The 13,894-nt window shown below is 73.3% G+C and carries 13 protein-coding genes and 1 tRNA gene; 9 read left to right on the forward strand and 5 right to left on the reverse strand.

Annotation, left to right across the window (positions count from 1 at the left end):
* Positions 1–28: 28 nt before the first annotated feature.
* Positions 29–547, reverse strand: coding sequence for an antibiotic biosynthesis regulator FhaB (gene fhaB / locus OIE75_RS18830; RefSeq protein ID WP_122616597.1), 519 nt, complete (start codon positions 545–547; stop codon positions 29–31).
* 10 nt (positions 548–557) lie between these two features.
* A complete protein-coding gene (locus tag OIE75_RS18835) occupies positions 558–1,442 on the reverse strand; it encodes an FhaA domain-containing protein (RefSeq protein WP_307013757.1) in 885 nt (294 codons plus the stop codon).
* A 518-nt stretch (positions 1,443–1,960) separates the two neighbouring features.
* Between OIE75_RS18835 and OIE75_RS18840 the strand changes: the two genes are divergently transcribed.
* A tRNA-Leu gene (locus OIE75_RS18840) sits at positions 1,961–2,047 on the forward strand.
* 97 nt (positions 2,048–2,144) lie between these two features.
* Here OIE75_RS18840 and OIE75_RS18845 read toward each other — a convergent pair.
* On the reverse strand, positions 2,145–3,005 hold the full coding sequence (locus tag OIE75_RS18845; protein WP_307013758.1) for a carbohydrate-binding protein: 861 nt from the start codon (positions 3,003–3,005) through the stop codon (positions 2,145–2,147).
* Between the two features lie 261 nt (positions 3,006–3,266).
* Between OIE75_RS18845 and OIE75_RS18850 the strand changes: the two genes are divergently transcribed.
* From OIE75_RS18850 to OIE75_RS18875, 6 genes are all read left to right on the forward strand, one after another.
* Positions 3,267–4,733, forward strand: coding sequence for a DUF2252 domain-containing protein (locus OIE75_RS18850; protein WP_329471539.1), 1,467 nt, complete (start codon positions 3,267–3,269; stop codon positions 4,731–4,733).
* 226 nt (positions 4,734–4,959) lie between these two features.
* Positions 4,960–5,775, forward strand: a complete 816-nt coding sequence (locus OIE75_RS18855) for a hypothetical protein (protein ID WP_329471540.1) — start codon at positions 4,960–4,962, stop codon at positions 5,773–5,775.
* Between the two features lie 59 nt (positions 5,776–5,834).
* Positions 5,835–6,164, forward strand: a complete 330-nt coding sequence (locus OIE75_RS18860; protein WP_307018025.1) for a rhodanese-like domain-containing protein — start codon at positions 5,835–5,837, stop codon at positions 6,162–6,164.
* Between the two features lie 180 nt (positions 6,165–6,344).
* Positions 6,345–7,160 (forward strand): DUF5819 family protein, encoded by an 816-nt coding sequence (locus OIE75_RS18865; protein WP_329471541.1) that lies wholly within the window; start codon positions 6,345–6,347, stop codon positions 7,158–7,160.
* Entirely contained in the window at positions 7,157–8,482 is a 1,326-nt protein-coding gene (locus OIE75_RS18870) for an HTTM domain-containing protein (RefSeq protein ID WP_329471542.1), read from the forward strand. The genes OIE75_RS18865 and OIE75_RS18870 overlap by 4 nt, the downstream gene beginning before the upstream one ends.
* Positions 8,479–9,240, forward strand: a complete 762-nt coding sequence (locus OIE75_RS18875) for a TrmH family RNA methyltransferase (protein ID WP_329471543.1) — start codon at positions 8,479–8,481, stop codon at positions 9,238–9,240. The genes OIE75_RS18870 and OIE75_RS18875 overlap by 4 nt, the downstream gene beginning before the upstream one ends.
* On the opposite strand, the gene paaN is transcribed toward OIE75_RS18875, so the two are convergent.
* Entirely contained in the window at positions 9,237–10,928 is a 1,692-nt protein-coding gene (gene paaN / locus OIE75_RS18880) for a phenylacetic acid degradation protein PaaN (RefSeq protein WP_307013764.1), read from the reverse strand. The genes OIE75_RS18875 and paaN overlap by 4 nt on opposite strands.
* 183 nt (positions 10,929–11,111) lie before the next feature.
* Here paaN and OIE75_RS18885 point away from each other — a divergent pair, with 183 nt between their 5' ends.
* Together OIE75_RS18885 and OIE75_RS18890 are read left to right on the forward strand one after the other, a co-directional pair.
* Positions 11,112–12,629, forward strand: a complete 1,518-nt coding sequence (locus tag OIE75_RS18885; protein ID WP_329471544.1) for a 3-hydroxyacyl-CoA dehydrogenase — start codon at positions 11,112–11,114, stop codon at positions 12,627–12,629.
* On the forward strand, positions 12,626–13,228 hold the full coding sequence (locus tag OIE75_RS18890) for a TetR/AcrR family transcriptional regulator (RefSeq protein WP_329471545.1): 603 nt from the start codon (positions 12,626–12,628) through the stop codon (positions 13,226–13,228). The genes OIE75_RS18885 and OIE75_RS18890 overlap by 4 nt, the downstream gene beginning before the upstream one ends.
* Before the next feature lie 25 nt (positions 13,229–13,253).
* Here the strand turns inward: OIE75_RS18890 and OIE75_RS18895 are convergent, their stop codons facing one another.
* Positions 13,254–13,754: an Lrp/AsnC family transcriptional regulator gene (locus OIE75_RS18895; RefSeq protein WP_122616609.1), complete on the reverse strand. Its 501-nt coding sequence runs from the start codon at positions 13,752–13,754 to the stop codon at positions 13,254–13,256.
* Between the last annotated feature and the right edge of the window lie 140 nt (positions 13,755–13,894).

Raw genomic sequence — 13,894 nt, forward strand, 5'->3', positions numbered from 1 at the left:
CCGCTCGCGCTCTTTCATTGGTGTAGCACTACTTCCGCAGCTCGATGACGGTCTTGCCGATGCGGATCGGCGAACCCGGCCCGATCGGTGTCGGCGTCGTCAGCCGGGACCGGTCCAGGTAGGTGCCGTTGGTGGAGCCCAGGTCCTCGACGATCCACTGCCCGTTCTGGTCCGGGTAGATCCTGGCATGGCGGCTGGAGGCGTAGTCGTCGTCCAGCACGATCGTCGAGTCGTGTGCCCGGCCGAGCGTGATGGTCTGCCCCTGGAGGGCAACGGTGGTGCCGGTGAGAGTGCCTTCCGTCACGACCAGCTTGGTGGGCGCGCCCCGGCGGCCGCGGCCGCCGCCGGACTGCTGGCGCTGCGGCGGAGGCGCCTGGTTCTGGCGCGCGGCGGCCTGCTGCGGTCGGGCGGCTTCGCGCCGCGCTCCGCGCTGGGTGACCCGCGTACCGAACAGGTCGCTGCGGATGACCTGCACGGCCACGATCACGAACAGCCACAGTACGGCGAGAAAACCCAGCCGCATGACCGTGAGGGTCAGCTCTGACATTGCCCCCGGATCACCCTTCGGCTTGCCTGTAGATAACGGTGGTGCTGCCCACGACGACGCGGGAGCCGTCGCGGAGCGTAGCGCGGGTTGTGTGCTGCCCGTCCACCACGATGCCGTTCGTGGACCCGAGGTCCTGGATCGTCGAGGGCGTTCCGGTCCGGATCTCGCAGTGCCGGCGGGAGACGCCGGGGTCGTCGATTCGCACATCGGCCTCGGTGCTGCGGCCGAGGACCAGGGTTCCGCGGGAGATCTGGTGGCGGTTGCCGTTGATCTCGACCCAGTGGCGGGTGCGTCCGCCGGACGCGGGTGCCGCCGGTGGCTGCTGGCCGCCCGCGGGCTGCGGGTAGCCGTAACCGCCGGGGCGTGAGCCGGGCGGCGGCGCGGACGGCATGGGCGGGGCGCCGGCGGGTGCGGCGGCCGGCGGGTAGCCGTAGCCACCGCCCGGGGCGCCGGGCCGTCCGCCGGGCGCCGGGGGAGCGGCGGGGCCCGCCGGGGCCGGGCCGCCGCCCTGGTGGCTGCTGGAGGAGGCGAGCGTACGGCTGCGCACCCGGTACAGGCCGGTGTCGAGGTCGTCCGCCTTCTCCAGGTGGACCTTGATCGGTCCCATGAAGGTGTAGCGCTGCTGCTTGGCGTAGTCGCGGACCATGCCGGCCAGCTCGTCGCCGAGCTGGCCCGAGTAGGGGCTGAGCCGCTCGAAGTCGGGCGTGCTCAGTTCCACGATGAAGTCATTGGGTACGACGGTGCGGTCGCGGTTCCAGATGGTCGCGTTGTTGTCGCATTCGCGCTGGAGCGCTCCCGCGATCTCCACGGGCTGCACCTCGGACTTGAACACCTTCGCGAAGGTGCCGTTGACCAGACCTTCGAGACGCTGCTCGAACTTCTTCAGGACTCCCATGGGGCACCTCCTCCGTCGCTGCCGTCCTGTCCACTGCCTTGCGTACTGCTGCCTTGCGTACTGCCGGTGTGCGCACCGCTCGTCCGTGCACTGTCCACCTGGTACTGCTTACTGATCGTATCCACGCGCCGCTCGATCGGCTGGTTCCCCCTGTCGGCCCGGTCGACGGGTGTCGACGCCTCTCGGAGTTCCCGCTGGAGCCGTCCCTCGAACTCCCGGGGACCTTCGGGATGCGCTCCCTCGGGTACTCATGCCCAGGATCGTAGAGGCGGCCGCAGACCAGTGTCCCGCACCTGACCGTGGACCCCTACCGGCTCCTGGGGAGACGGGCCGTACCGGTACGAGGTTGATACGTGAACGGCTACGGGTCGAGACGAGTGCCCGGGAGCGGGGCGGGCGCCCTGCTCCCGGCCGTGAAGGGATGTGAATCCACCCCTGGCAGCGTGCTAATGTTCTCGTGTCGGAAGGGGCCAGGCCGCAGGCAAAGGCAGGGCAGGGCACCGGAGGACACACCCAATGCGCGGGTGGCGGAATAGGCAGACGCGCTGGATTCAGGTTCCAGTGCCCGCAAGGGCGTGGGGGTTCAACTCCCCCCTCGCGCACCAGTCGAAAGCCCCCCAGGTCTCGGACCTGGGGGGCTTTCGCATGCCCGGTCGCGGTACGCGGGGAGTGGTCCGCGAGCGGCCTGCTGTGAGGAAGGTCTCAGGGCTCGGGGCGCCACAGGGCCGGCACGTTGGGCGGCTCCCAGCCCGTCGTCGCGGTGTGCCCCTGGAGGCAGCGGTAGGCGCGGCCGCCGTACGTCACGCGGTCGCCCGCGGTGTAGGAGCGGCCGGGTGCCCAGGTGCCGTTCGGCGGGTCGGTGGGCGGGTCGGTGGGGTCGGGGCCGGGACCGCCGTCCACGTCCAGGACGAAGTCGAAGGTGGCCTCCCTGCCGCCGCCCCCGGCGCGGACGTTCATCAGCAGCGCCGGGTCGAAGAGCGCGTCCGTGGCGTTGCGGGGTTCGCCGGGGAAGTAGAGCTGGGTGGTCAGCACGGGTTGGCCGGGTGCCTGCGCCTTGACGTGGAGGTGCCGGGTGCGGCCCGGGTAGAGGCCCGGGACGATCGTGCGCAGGGTGAAGGCGCCGGTGGCGTCGGTGAACTGGTGGCCGCGGAACGCGTATCCGGCCATGTCGTAGGCGCCGGCGTTGTCCGCCTGCCAGAAGTCGAGGAGCACGCCGGGCAGCGGGGCGCAGTTCCGTCCGAAGACGTAGCCGGCGACGGTCAGCGGGGTGCCGACGGTGCCGGGTGTCACCAGGCTGGTGCGCCGCGGGGAGTTCGGCCTGAAGTACGGGCCCTCCATCTGGTCCGGCGTCGGGTCGTCGCCGTCGTCGCAGTAGGGGGTCGGCGTCAGCGTGCGGCCGGTGGAGGAGCGGGCGGCGTCCCGGGCGAGCGCGATGCCGCCGGTGGCGAGCAACGGGACGGCGGCGCCGGCGGCGACCGCGGCCCTGAGGAGTGCCTTGCGGCTGAGGGCGCGGTCGGTGCCGGTGCCGGGGTTGTCGGGGGGTGTGGGGGCGTCGGGGGTCATGGGGTTCCTCGGTCTCCTCGGTGGGTGGTCCCCGGGGCGGCCGGACGGGAGGCGCGGCGTCCGGGACGTCGGGGACCGGGGCAGGGAGCGCTGGAAACCGTAGGCGCGCACCCGGGGCCGCGGGCACCTCCTGTTCCGCCCTCTGCCCGGCGTTATGCGAGCGGTGGGCCGGAGCGTGTACGGGCGGTTCGGCCGGAGGTACGGTCGGGGCGCGTATCGGCAGGCGTGGCGCGACGGACTAGTACGGGGAAGGCGGCCGGGATGAGCGGGGCGACGGCGGGGGCGGTCACGGAGTCGGCGACCGGGGTGGTGCCGGGGGCGCGCGCGGAGGGGTCGGACGGGGCCGTGCGGGTGCCGGTCGTGCCGGGATTCGCGCGGTGGCCCGCGGAGGGCTCGCCGAAGGCGGAGGGCAAGGCCGTGCGCACCCGCGTCCCGCGCTCCGCGCACGCCGCGCTCGACCTGGACGCCGGCCGCCCGGACGTGCTCGCCGCGGTCGAGGAGTCGAACCGGGGCCGGATCCCCGGGCTCGCCCCGCTGCGGGCCGGGCGGATGGCGGCCACGCCGTTCGCCTTCCTGCGCGGGTCGGCGGGCCTGATGGCGTACGACCTGGCGCGTACGCCGATGACCGGGATCGGCGCCCAGATCTGCGGCGACGCGCACGCGGCGAACTTCGGTCTCTACGGTGACGCCCGCGGCGGCATGGTCATCGACCTCAACGACTTCGACGAGACGGTCCACGGCCCCTGGGAGTGGGACCTCAAGCGGCTCGCCGCGTCGCTCGTCCTCGCGGGCCGGGAGGCCGGCGCCGACGAGGACACCTGCCGCGAGGCCGCCCAGGGCGCGACGGGTGCCTACCGGCGCACCATGCGGCTGCTGTCCAGGCTTCCGGCGCTGGACGCCTGGAACGCCATCGCGGACGAGGAACTGGTCTCCCACACCGACGCCCACGACCTGCTCGGCACCCTGGATCGGGTGGCCGAGAAGGCGCGGGCCAACACCAGCGGGCGTTTCGCGGCCAAGTCGACCGAGGCCACCGAGGACGGCGGGCGGCGCTTCGTGGAGGCGCCGCCGGTGCTGCGCCGGGTGACGGACCCGGAGGCGGCGACGGTCGCGGCGTCCCTGGAGCAGTACCTGGCCACGCTCTCCGAGGACCGGCTGCCGCTGCTGGCCCGGTACGCGGTGCACGACGTCGCGTTCCGCGTCGTGGGCACCGGCAGCGTGGGCACGCGGTCGTACGTCGCGCTGCTCCTGGACCACCGGGGCGAACCGCTCGTCCTCCAGGTCAAGGAGGCCCGGCCGTCCGCGCTGCTGCCCCACCTGGCGACGGCCGGCTTCGACGTCCCCGAGCCCGGGCACGAGGGCCGCCGGGTGGTCATGGGGCAGAAGCGGATGCAGGTGGTCAGCGACATGCTGCTGGGCTGGACCACGGTCGACGGGCGGCCGTTCCAGGTACGGCAGTTCCGCAACCGCAAGGGCAGCGTCGACGCCACGGCCCTGGCCGCCGACCAGCTGGACGACTACGGCCGCATGACGGGCGCCCTGCTGGCCCGCGCCCACGCGCACAGCGCCGACCCGCGGGCCGTCGCGGGCTACTGCGGCAAGAACGAGGAGCTGGACGAGGCGGTGGCGGCCTTCGCCGTGGCCTACGCCGATCGGACGGAGGCCGACCACGCCGTACTGGCCACGGCGGTACGCAGTGGGCGGGTGGCGGCCGAGCTGGGGGCGTGAGGGCCGTCGCGGCCCGCTGGGGCGACCCGATCGTGGCCCAGCCCCTGTCGTCAGCCTCCCGTCTGCCTCGCGACGCCATGCACGCACTCTCGCCGCACGGGGCCCTGACCCAAGTACATCCAGTACGAGGATCAGGGCCCCGCACGCCGAGAGCACGCACTGACGCCGCGAGGCCCGCCCTCCGGGCGGACGGCGGGAGGTTGACGACAGGACCTAGGCTGGACGGGTGACGACGCCGGAAGCTGAGCCCGAGCAGGGGGGTGCGCCGCGTCCCGAGGAACGGCTGGAACAGGCCGTACGGGCCGCCGAGCAGGCACTCATCGAGTACGAGATCGCGCTGGAGACCTTCCGGGTGGAGGTCGAGAACTTCTCGCGGCTGCACGAACAGCGGCTCGGCCCGGTGTACGCGCGTCTGGAGGAGCTGGAGGCGCAGATCCTGGAGGCCAGGGCGGCGCGCACCGGCGACGCCGCCGACCGGGAGCGGGCCGACGAGGCCCGGGCCCGGCTGATGCCGATCCCCGGGGTCGAGGAGCTGCTGAACGGCTGGATGGACGGGGACGGGCTGTTCCCGGAGGCCAAGGCGATGCTCACGGACCAGGCGGTACGGCCCCCGCAGCGGGTGCGGCCGAGCGAGGAGGCCCGCAAGCTCTACCGCGAGCTGGCCCGCAAGGCCCACCCCGACCTGGCCCAGGAGGAGGACGAGCGGGTCCGGCGCGAGGAGTTCATCACCCGCGTCAACGCCGCCTACGCCCGCGGCGACGCGGCTCAGCTGCGTGAGCTGGCCGAGGAGTGGGCCGCCGGGCCGGTGCCCGAGCGGCGCCCCAGCCGTGGCGAGGAGCTGTACGCCCGCCTGGAGTGGCTGGACCGGCGCAAGGAGATGCTGACGCTGCTCGCCAAGGAGCTGGAGGAGAGCGCGATCGGCGCCATGCTGCGGCTGGCCCCGGACGACCCGGACCGGCTCCTCGATGAGATCGCCGAGCAGCTCGCCACCCAGGTGCGGGAGCGCGAGGCGGAGCTGGCGGCGGCGCTCGGACGGGACTGAGCGGCACGGACCCGGGCGGCGGCTCGGGTAGCGTCTGGGGCATGAGTTTCGGAGCTGGTGTGCCCACGGTCGGGGTCGGAGACCTCAAGGACGGCGACTTCCTGCTGGACGTCCGCGAGGACGACGAGTGGCAGGCGGGTCACGCCGCCGGGGCGCTGCACATTCCCCTCAGCGAGTTCGTGGCCCGGTACGGCGAGCTGGCCGAGGCCGCGCCGCAGGACGGCAGGATCCACGTGCTCTGCCGCGTCGGCGGGCGTTCGGCGCAGGTCACCATGTACCTGGTCCAGCAGGGCGTCGACGCCGTGAACGTCGACGGCGGCATGCAGGAGTGGGCCGCGGCCGGCCGGCCGGTCGTGGACGAGAAGGGCGAGCCGGGGCACGTTCTCTAGGCTGTCCCGTGATCCCGCGGATGTGGTGACGGCCACGGTGCGGCCCGTCCGCCGGGGGATGTGCGGGCGGCCGGTCCTGAGTACCGTTCCCGTTCGAACGTGGCCGGGCGGCCGGGCTGTGCCGCGCGGGCGCCCCGCGGTGCGCGGGCGGATGGACGGATCGGGACCGAACGGGGCGGAATGGAAGCGTACGACACAGGCTCGGACGCCCGGCAGGGGCGGGACGGGCGGGAGGACCCGGTCGGGTCCGACGGCGCGTCGGAACAGACCGGCGGGGCGGACGGGACCACCGGTGCCTCCCAGGCCGCGGCACCCCGCACCGGAGTCGCCGCGCTCTCCCCGCGCTACCAGGTCGGTGCCGTGGTCGCCCTCGCGGTCGTCGCGATCGCCGTCTGCGCCCACATAGGGCTGGTGTTCCTGCACGTGGCCCCGTCCAACACCCTCACCAAGCAGCACGGCGAGGCGGTGGACGAGTGGATCTTCCCGGAGTTCGAACAGAACTGGAAGCTCTTCGCGCCCAACCCGCTCCAGCAGAACATCTCGGTCCAGGTCCGCGCCGACGTGAGCACGGCGGCCGGCGAGATACGCACGACCGGCTGGTACGACCTGTCCGCGGAGGACGGCCGCGCCATCGACGGCAATCCGCTGCCGAGCCACACCCAGCAGAACGAACTCCGCCGGGCCTGGGACTTCTTCGTCTCCAGCCATGACTCCGACAACCGGCCGGTGGGCATGCGGGGCACCCTCTCCGAGACCTACCTGCGGCACATCGCCGTCCAGCGGCTGGAGCGGAACGACGCCGCCGGAGAGGGCGGGACCGTCGAGCGCGTCCAGTACCGGTCGCGGACCACCAACGTGGAGCCGCCGCCGTGGACCGGTGAGAAGGTCTCCGACCGGCCGGCCTACCGCGAGCTGCCCTGGTGGACGGTGCCCGGCGGCACGGGCCCGAAGGACGGCGCGGCCGACGGCGCCGCGAGGAACGGGGGTGCCGCGTGAACGGCATCGCCCTCTCGGTCTCCCGCTCCATCGCCCGCGTCACCGGCGCCGCGCTCGGCCCGTACCAGACGGCCGTGATCCGTATCGGCTTCAGCGCCACGTGGCTGCTCTTCCTGCTGCGCGAACTCCCCCACCGGAGCGAGCTGTACGGCCCCGAGAGCCCCTGGAGCCACGACCTCGCCGAGCAACTGATCGCGGACAACGGTGCCTTCACGGCGCTGATGTGGTCCGACTCGGCCGCCTGGTTCGAGATCGTCTACGCGCTGGCCGTGCTGAGCAGCGTGCTGCTCCTGCTGGGCTGGCGCACCCGGACCATGTCCGTGCTGTTCATGGTCGGGGTGCTCTCGCTGCAGAACCGCAGCGTCTTCATGGGCGACGGCGGCGACAACGTCCTGCACCTGATGAGCATCTACCTGGTCCTCACCCGCTGCGGCCGGGTCTGGTCGCTGGACGCCCGCCGGGCGCGGCGCGGCGACGAGGCACGCGCGCGTGGAGAGCGAGTCCGGGACCGGGTCGGGCCGCTGCTGTGGTCCGTGTTCGGCTTCGTCCTGCTCACCGTGACGCTCGCGGGCGGCATGGACGGCGACTGGTTCGTCCCCACGCTGCTGTGGGCGGTGTGGGTGGCACAGGGCATCGGCTGGGTCGTCGGGCGCGCGGCCGAGGGCAGCCAGCCGCGGATCCTGCTGGACGTGGTCACCGACATCGTGCACAACGGCGCGCTCTTCGTGATCATGGCCGAGGCGTGTCTGATCTACGCGACCGCCGGCTGGTACAAGATCCAGGGCTCGCGCTGGCAGGACGGCACGGCCGTCTACTACCCCCTGCACCTGGACTACTTCTCGCCCTGGCCCGCGCTCTCCGACGCCCTGGCCGGCAACGGCACCATGGTCATGCTCATCACCTACGGCACGGTCGCCGTACAGGTCGCCTTCCCGTTCACCCTGTTCAACCGGCGGGTCAAGAACGTGCTGCTGGCTGCCATGATGACCGAGCACGCGGTGATCGCCGTGACGCTCGGGCTGCCGTTCTTCTCGCTGGCGATGATCGCCGCCGACGCGGTGTTCCTGCCGACCTCGTTCCTGCGCCGCCTGGGCGACGGGGCGGCACGCGCGCGTGCGCGGCTGCTGGGCCGGCTGCCGGCCGGGTTCCCCGGCGGAGGCGGGAGCAAGGGCGGGGCGGGCCGTGCGGCCACGGTGCCGGGCCCGCGGGCCGGATCCGGCGAGGAGGGCTCCGGGGAGGGGCCCGAGGGGGACAAGCGCTCCGGGGAGGGGCCCGAGGGACCCGAGGGCTCCGAGCAGACGCACGTAGGCTTCAAGGCATGACCGAGCCCGACCCGTTGGCCGCCTGGCGTCGGCACGCCGGGCCGTGTGTCCTGCTGGACGGCTTCCACGCGCTCAAGCACGCGCTGCGGTTCGGAGCCAGGGTGCCGGTGGCCGTCACCACCGACCGCGCGGCCGCCCTCACCCTCGCCGACGAGCTGGCGCCCGACGTGCGCGACACCCTGGACGGTCTGCTGGCCGAGGTGCCGCACGAGGCGTACGCGTCGCTGGTCGCGCGGCCGCACCCCACGGCGGTGGCCGCCCTGGCGGTACGGCCCTCGCGGGCGGCCGGTCTGGAGGCGCTGGCGCGCAGGCCCCGCCGGGCCCCGGTGGTGGTGCTGGACCAGCCGCGCAACCTCGGCAACGCGGGCGCGGTGATCCGGCTGGCCGCCGGATTCGGGGCGACCGGGGTGGTCACCACCGGCACGCTCGACCCCTGGCACCCCACGGTGGTGCGGGGCGGGGCCGGGCTGCACTTCGCGACGGTCGTGGAGCGGCTGGAGGTGGCGGAGCTGCCGCCGGGGCCGGTCTTCGCGCTGGACCCCGAGGGCGAGGACATCCGCGGGCTCCAGCCGCCGGACGACGCGCTGCTCGCGTTCGGCTCCGAGCGCAGCGGTCTTTCGCGGGAGCTGCGCGCCCGGGCCGACCAACTGGTGGCGCTGCCGATGCGCCCCCAGGTCTCCAGCTACAACCTCGCGACCAGTGTGGCCATGACGCTGTACCACTGGAGCGCCACCGGGGGCGCACCGCACGTCGCCTAGGCGGGCCGGCGGACCTCCACCACGCGGAAGCGGTTGGCGACGAAGGCGCCGTCGCACAGGGCCGCGTTGGCCGCCGGGTTGCCGCCGGAGCCGTGGAAGTCGGAGAAGGCGGCCGTCTGGTTGACGTACACCCCGCCCGTGAGGTTGAGGGAGAGCTGGGCGGCCTCGTCCAGGCAGACCTCCGTCACGGCCTCCTCGAACTCCGGGTCGGTGGTGTACGCGCCGACCGTCATCGCGCCCTTCTCCCGGACGCTGTGCCGCAGCAGCTCCACGGCGTCGGCGGCGGAGTCGACGGCGACGGCGAAGGAGACCGGGCCGAAGCACTCGCTGGTGTAGACGGCCTCGTCGCCGGGCTTGGCGCCGTCCAGCTTGACGATCACCGGGGTGCGCACGACCGCGTCCGGGAACTCCGGGTTGGTGATCTCGCGGGAGGCCAGGGCAACTTCGCCGAGTCCGGCGGCGGCCTCCAGGCGGGCCTTGACGTCCGGGTTGACGATGGCGCCGAGCAGGGCGTTCGCGCGGGCGTCGTCGCCGAGGAGGCCGTCGACGGCGCGCGCCAGGTCGGCGGTCACCTCGTCGTAGGACTTGGGGCCCTGGTCGGTGCGGATGCCGTCGCGGGGGATCAGCAGGTTCTGCGGGGTGGTGCACATCTGGCCGCTGTACAGGGACAGCGAGAAGGCCAGGTTGGCGAGCATCCCCTGGTAGTCGTCGGTCGACTCGACGATCACCGTGTTGACCCCGGCCTTCTCGGTGAAGACCTGCGCCTGGCCGGCGTTGGCCTCCAGCCAGTCGCCGAAGGCGGTGGAGCCGGTGTAGTCGATGATCCGGATCTCGGGTCGGGTCGCCAGGGTCTTGGCGATGCCCTCGCCGGGGCGCTCGGCGGCCAGCGCGACCAGGTTCGGGTCGAAGCCGGCCTCGGCGAGCACGTCGCGGGCGACCTGCACGGTGAGGGCGAGCGGCAGCACCGCGCGGGGGTGGGGCTTGACCAGGACCGCGTTGCCGGTGGCGAGGGAGGCGAACAGGCCCGGGTAGCCGTTCCACGTCGGGAAGGTGTTGCAGCCGATGACCAGGCCGATGCCCCGCGGCACCGGCGTGAACCCCTTGGTGAGCGCGAGCGGGTCGCGCTTGCCCTGGGGCTTCGTCCACTCCGCGGTGTCGGGGGTGCGGGCCTGCTCCACGTACGCGTAGGCCACGGCCTCCATGCCGCGGTCCTGGGCGTGCGGGCCGCCCGCCTGGAAGGCCATCATGAAGGCCTGTCCGGAGGTGTGCATGACCGCCTGGGCGAACTCCATGGTCCGTGCGCCGATCCGGCGGAGGATCTCCAGGCAGACCATCGCGCGCAGCTCGGCGCCCGCGTCCCGCCACGCCTTCTGTCCGGCCTTCATGGCGGGCAGCAGCACGTCGAGGTCCGCGTGCGGGTACTGGACGCCCAGCTCGACGCCGTACGGGGAGACCTCGCCGCCGACCCAGTCGTCGGTGCCGGGCTGGCCGAGGTCGAGGCGGGTGCCGAGCAGGGCGTCGAAGGCGGCCTTGCCCGCGGCCATGTCCAGGCTGCCGTTCTCCCCGTAGGCCTTGGGGTGCTCGGGGTGGGGGGACCAGTACGCGCGCGTGCGGATCGTCTCCAGCGCCAGGTCCAGGGTCGGCCGGTGCTGGGCGATCAGCTGGTGTGCGGTGAGTTCGGCGGCCATGCGGGACCAACTCCTCGTCTCCCACGGACTCGCCGTCGACGCCGCGTCGACTCTCCGTCGAGTCTGTGGACTGGGGGAAACCTGGGCGGGAACGGGCGGACACGGCTAGAGTAACCGAACGATCGGTCGGGACAAGGGGGACCGCCGCATCTGTGGAAAACCCCGTGCGGGAGGATCGCGCACATGACAGCACTCGACCTCAGCAGCCCCGTGGCCGTCGTCGGCACCGGCACCATGGGCCAGGGCATCGCCCAGGTGGCGCTGGTCGCGGGCCATCCCGTGCGGCTGTACGACGCCGTCCCCGGCCGGGCCCGGGAGGCGGCAGACGCGATCGGCGCCCGGCTCGACCGGCTCGTCGAGAAGGAACGGCTCACCGGCCCCGAGCGGGACGCCGCCCGCGCCCGGCTGAAGCCCGCCGGGGCACTCTCCGACCTGGCCGACTGCGCCCTGGTCGTCGAGGCCGTCGTGGAGCGGCTGGACGTCAAGCAGGAGCTGTTCCAGGCGCTGGAGGACGTCGTCGGCGACGACTGCCTGCTCGCCACCAACACCTCCTCCCTGTCCGTCACCGCCATCGCCGGCGGGCTCGGCAACCCGGGCCGCTTCGTCGGCCTGCACTTCTTCAACCCCGCGCCGCTGCTGCCGCTGGTGGAGGTCGTCTCCGGCTTCGCCACCGACGTCTCGTCGGCCACGCGCGCGTACGAGACGGCCCGCGCCTGGGGCAAGACCCCGGTCGCCTGCGCCGACACCCCCGGGTTCATCGTCAACCGCATCGCCCGGCCCTTCTACGCCGAGGCCCTCGCCGTGTACGAGGACCAGGGAGCCGACCCGGCCACCGTCGACGCCGTGCTGCGCGAGTCGGGCGGCTTCCGCATGGGCGCCTTCGAGCTGACCGACCTCATCGGGCAGGACGTCAACGAGTCCGTCACGCACTCCGTGTGGCGGGCGTTCTTCCAGGACGTGCGGTTCACGCCGTCGCTGGCCCAGCGCCGCCTGGTCGAGTCCGGGCGCCTCGGCCGCAAGAGCGGGCAGGGCTGGTACGACTACCGGGACGGCGCGGAGCGGCCCGAGCCGCACACCGCCGAGCCGGCCGACCCGCCCGCGTACGTCGTCGCCGAGGGCGACCTGGGGCCGGCCGCCGAAGTGCTCGCGCTGATCCGCGAGGCGGGCATCGAGGTGCGCGAGGAGGCCGAGGACAACGGCACGCGGCTGGTCCTGCCCAGCGGCGGGCAGCTCGTGCTCGCCGACGGCCAGACCTCGGTGGAGTTCCGGGACGTCGTCTACTTCGACCTCGCGCTCGACTACCGCGCGGCGACGCGTGTCGCCCTCTCCGCCGCGCAGAGCACCTCCCCGCGCACGGTCGCCGAGGCCACGGGCCTGTTCCAGGCGCTCGGCAAGAAGGTCAGCGTCATCGGGGACGTCCCCGGCATGATCGTCGCCCGCACGGTCGCGCGGATCGTCGACCTGGCGGTGGAGGCGGTCGCCAAGGGCGTGGCGACCGAGGAGGACGTCGACACCGCGATGCGCCTCGGTGTGAACTACCCGCTGGGGCCGCTGGAGTGGAGCCGTCGACTCGGCGACGACTGGGCCTGCTCGGTCCTCGGCAACCTGCACGAGTGCGCCCCCACGGGCCGGTACGCGCCGTCCCTGGCGCTGTACCGCCACGCGTACGCCGCCGACAAGCAGGAGGGCACCCCCTCATGACCACCGCCAGGCGCGACACGTACACGCCCGAGACGCTGCTCTCCGTCGCCGTGCAGGTCTTCATCGAGCGCGGCTACGACGGCACCTCCATGGAGCACCTCTCCAAGGCCGCCGGGATCTCCAAGTCGTCGATCTACCACCACGTCACGGGCAAGGAGGAGCTGCTGCGCCGAGCGGTGAGCCGGGCGCTGGACGAGCTCTTCGGGATCCTCGACGAGGAGCACGCGCGCGTGGGGCCCGCCGCCGGGCGCCTGGAGTACGTCGTGCGCCGCATGGTCGAGGTGCTGATGGCCGAACTGCCCTACGTGACGCTGCTGCTGCGGGTGCGCGGCAACACGGACACCGAGCGGTGGGCGCTGGAGCGGCGGCGGGAGTTCGACCACCGGGTCGCCGCCCTGCTGAAGGCCGCGGCGGCCGAGGGGGACGTCCGCGCGGACGTGGAGGTCCGGCTCGCGACCCGTCTGGTCTTCGGCATGATCAACTCGATCGTGGAGTGGTACCGCCCCGAGGGTCCCGACGGCCGGGCGGGCGCGGGCGAGCGCGAGGTGGCCGACGCGGTGGCGCGGCTGGTCTTCGGCGGGCTGCGCAAGCCGTCCTGAGCCGTGTCGCCCGGCGCCCGCGCGGTCAGCTCTGCGGTTCCAGGTCCTCGGTCTCGAACACCAGCAGGGTGCGGGTGCTGAGCACCTCCGGGATGGCCTGGAGGCGGCTGAGCACCAGCTCGCGCAGGGCCCGGTTGTCCGGCGTGTGCACCAGCAGGAGGACGTCGAAGTCACCGCCCACCAGGGCGATGTGCGAGGCCCCCGGCAACTGCCGCAGCTGCGCCCGGACCGTGCGCCAGGAGTTCTGGACGATCTTCAGGGTGATGTACGCCGAGGTCCCGTGCCCCGCGCGTTCGTGGTCGACGCGGGCTCCGAAGCCGCGGATGACGCCGTCCTCGACGAGCCGGTTGATGCGGGCGTAGGCGTTCGCGCGCGAGACGTGCACCCGCTCGGCGACCGACCGTATCGAGGCGCGGCCGTCCGCCTGGAGCATGCGCAGGATGTCCTGATCGATCGCGTCCAGCGGGCGCGGGGGCGGCGGGGGAGCGGGCTCCTCGGGGCCGCCGTCCTCCGGGCGCTCGGCCATTTGTTCAGATGCCACCTGCCCCCGCCTCCCTGTCGTGGACGTCCTGCGTCCATCTCAGGCTGTGGAGAACCGTTTGTCCACAGCCTGGGGCCGCCTGTAGCCAAAATGTGCCGGCGACCGAACAATCGGTAGGTGAGGCC

It is taken from the genome of Streptomyces sp. NBC_01723, assembly GCF_036246005.1.
Classification (GTDB): Bacteria; Actinomycetota; Actinomycetes; order Streptomycetales; family Streptomycetaceae; genus Streptomyces.

Excerpts from the sequence above, each read along its gene's own strand:
- fhaB (WP_122616597.1), bottom strand. The coding sequence starts at position 547 with ATGTCAGAGCTGACCCTCACGGTCATGCGGCTGGGTTTTCTCGCCGTA.
- OIE75_RS18835 (WP_307013757.1), bottom strand. The coding sequence starts at position 1,442 with ATGGGAGTCCTGAAGAAGTTCGAGCAGCGTCTCGAAGGTCTGGTCAAC.
- OIE75_RS18845 (WP_307013758.1), bottom strand. The coding sequence starts at position 3,005 with ATGACCCCCGACGCCCCCACACCCCCCGACAACCCCGGCACCGGCACC.
- OIE75_RS18850 (WP_329471539.1), top strand. The coding sequence starts at position 3,267 with ATGAGCGGGGCGACGGCGGGGGCGGTCACGGAGTCGGCGACCGGGGTG.
- OIE75_RS18865 (WP_329471541.1), top strand. The coding sequence starts at position 6,345 with ATGGAAGCGTACGACACAGGCTCGGACGCCCGGCAGGGGCGGGACGGG.
- OIE75_RS18875 (WP_329471543.1), top strand. The coding sequence starts at position 8,479 with ATGACCGAGCCCGACCCGTTGGCCGCCTGGCGTCGGCACGCCGGGCCG.
- paaN (WP_307013764.1), bottom strand. The coding sequence starts at position 10,928 with ATGGCCGCCGAACTCACCGCACACCAGCTGATCGCCCAGCACCGGCCG.
- OIE75_RS18885 (WP_329471544.1), top strand. The coding sequence starts at position 11,112 with ATGACAGCACTCGACCTCAGCAGCCCCGTGGCCGTCGTCGGCACCGGC.
- OIE75_RS18890 (WP_329471545.1), top strand. The coding sequence starts at position 12,626 with ATGACCACCGCCAGGCGCGACACGTACACGCCCGAGACGCTGCTCTCC.
- OIE75_RS18895 (WP_122616609.1), bottom strand. The coding sequence starts at position 13,754 with ATGGCCGAGCGCCCGGAGGACGGCGGCCCCGAGGAGCCCGCTCCCCCG.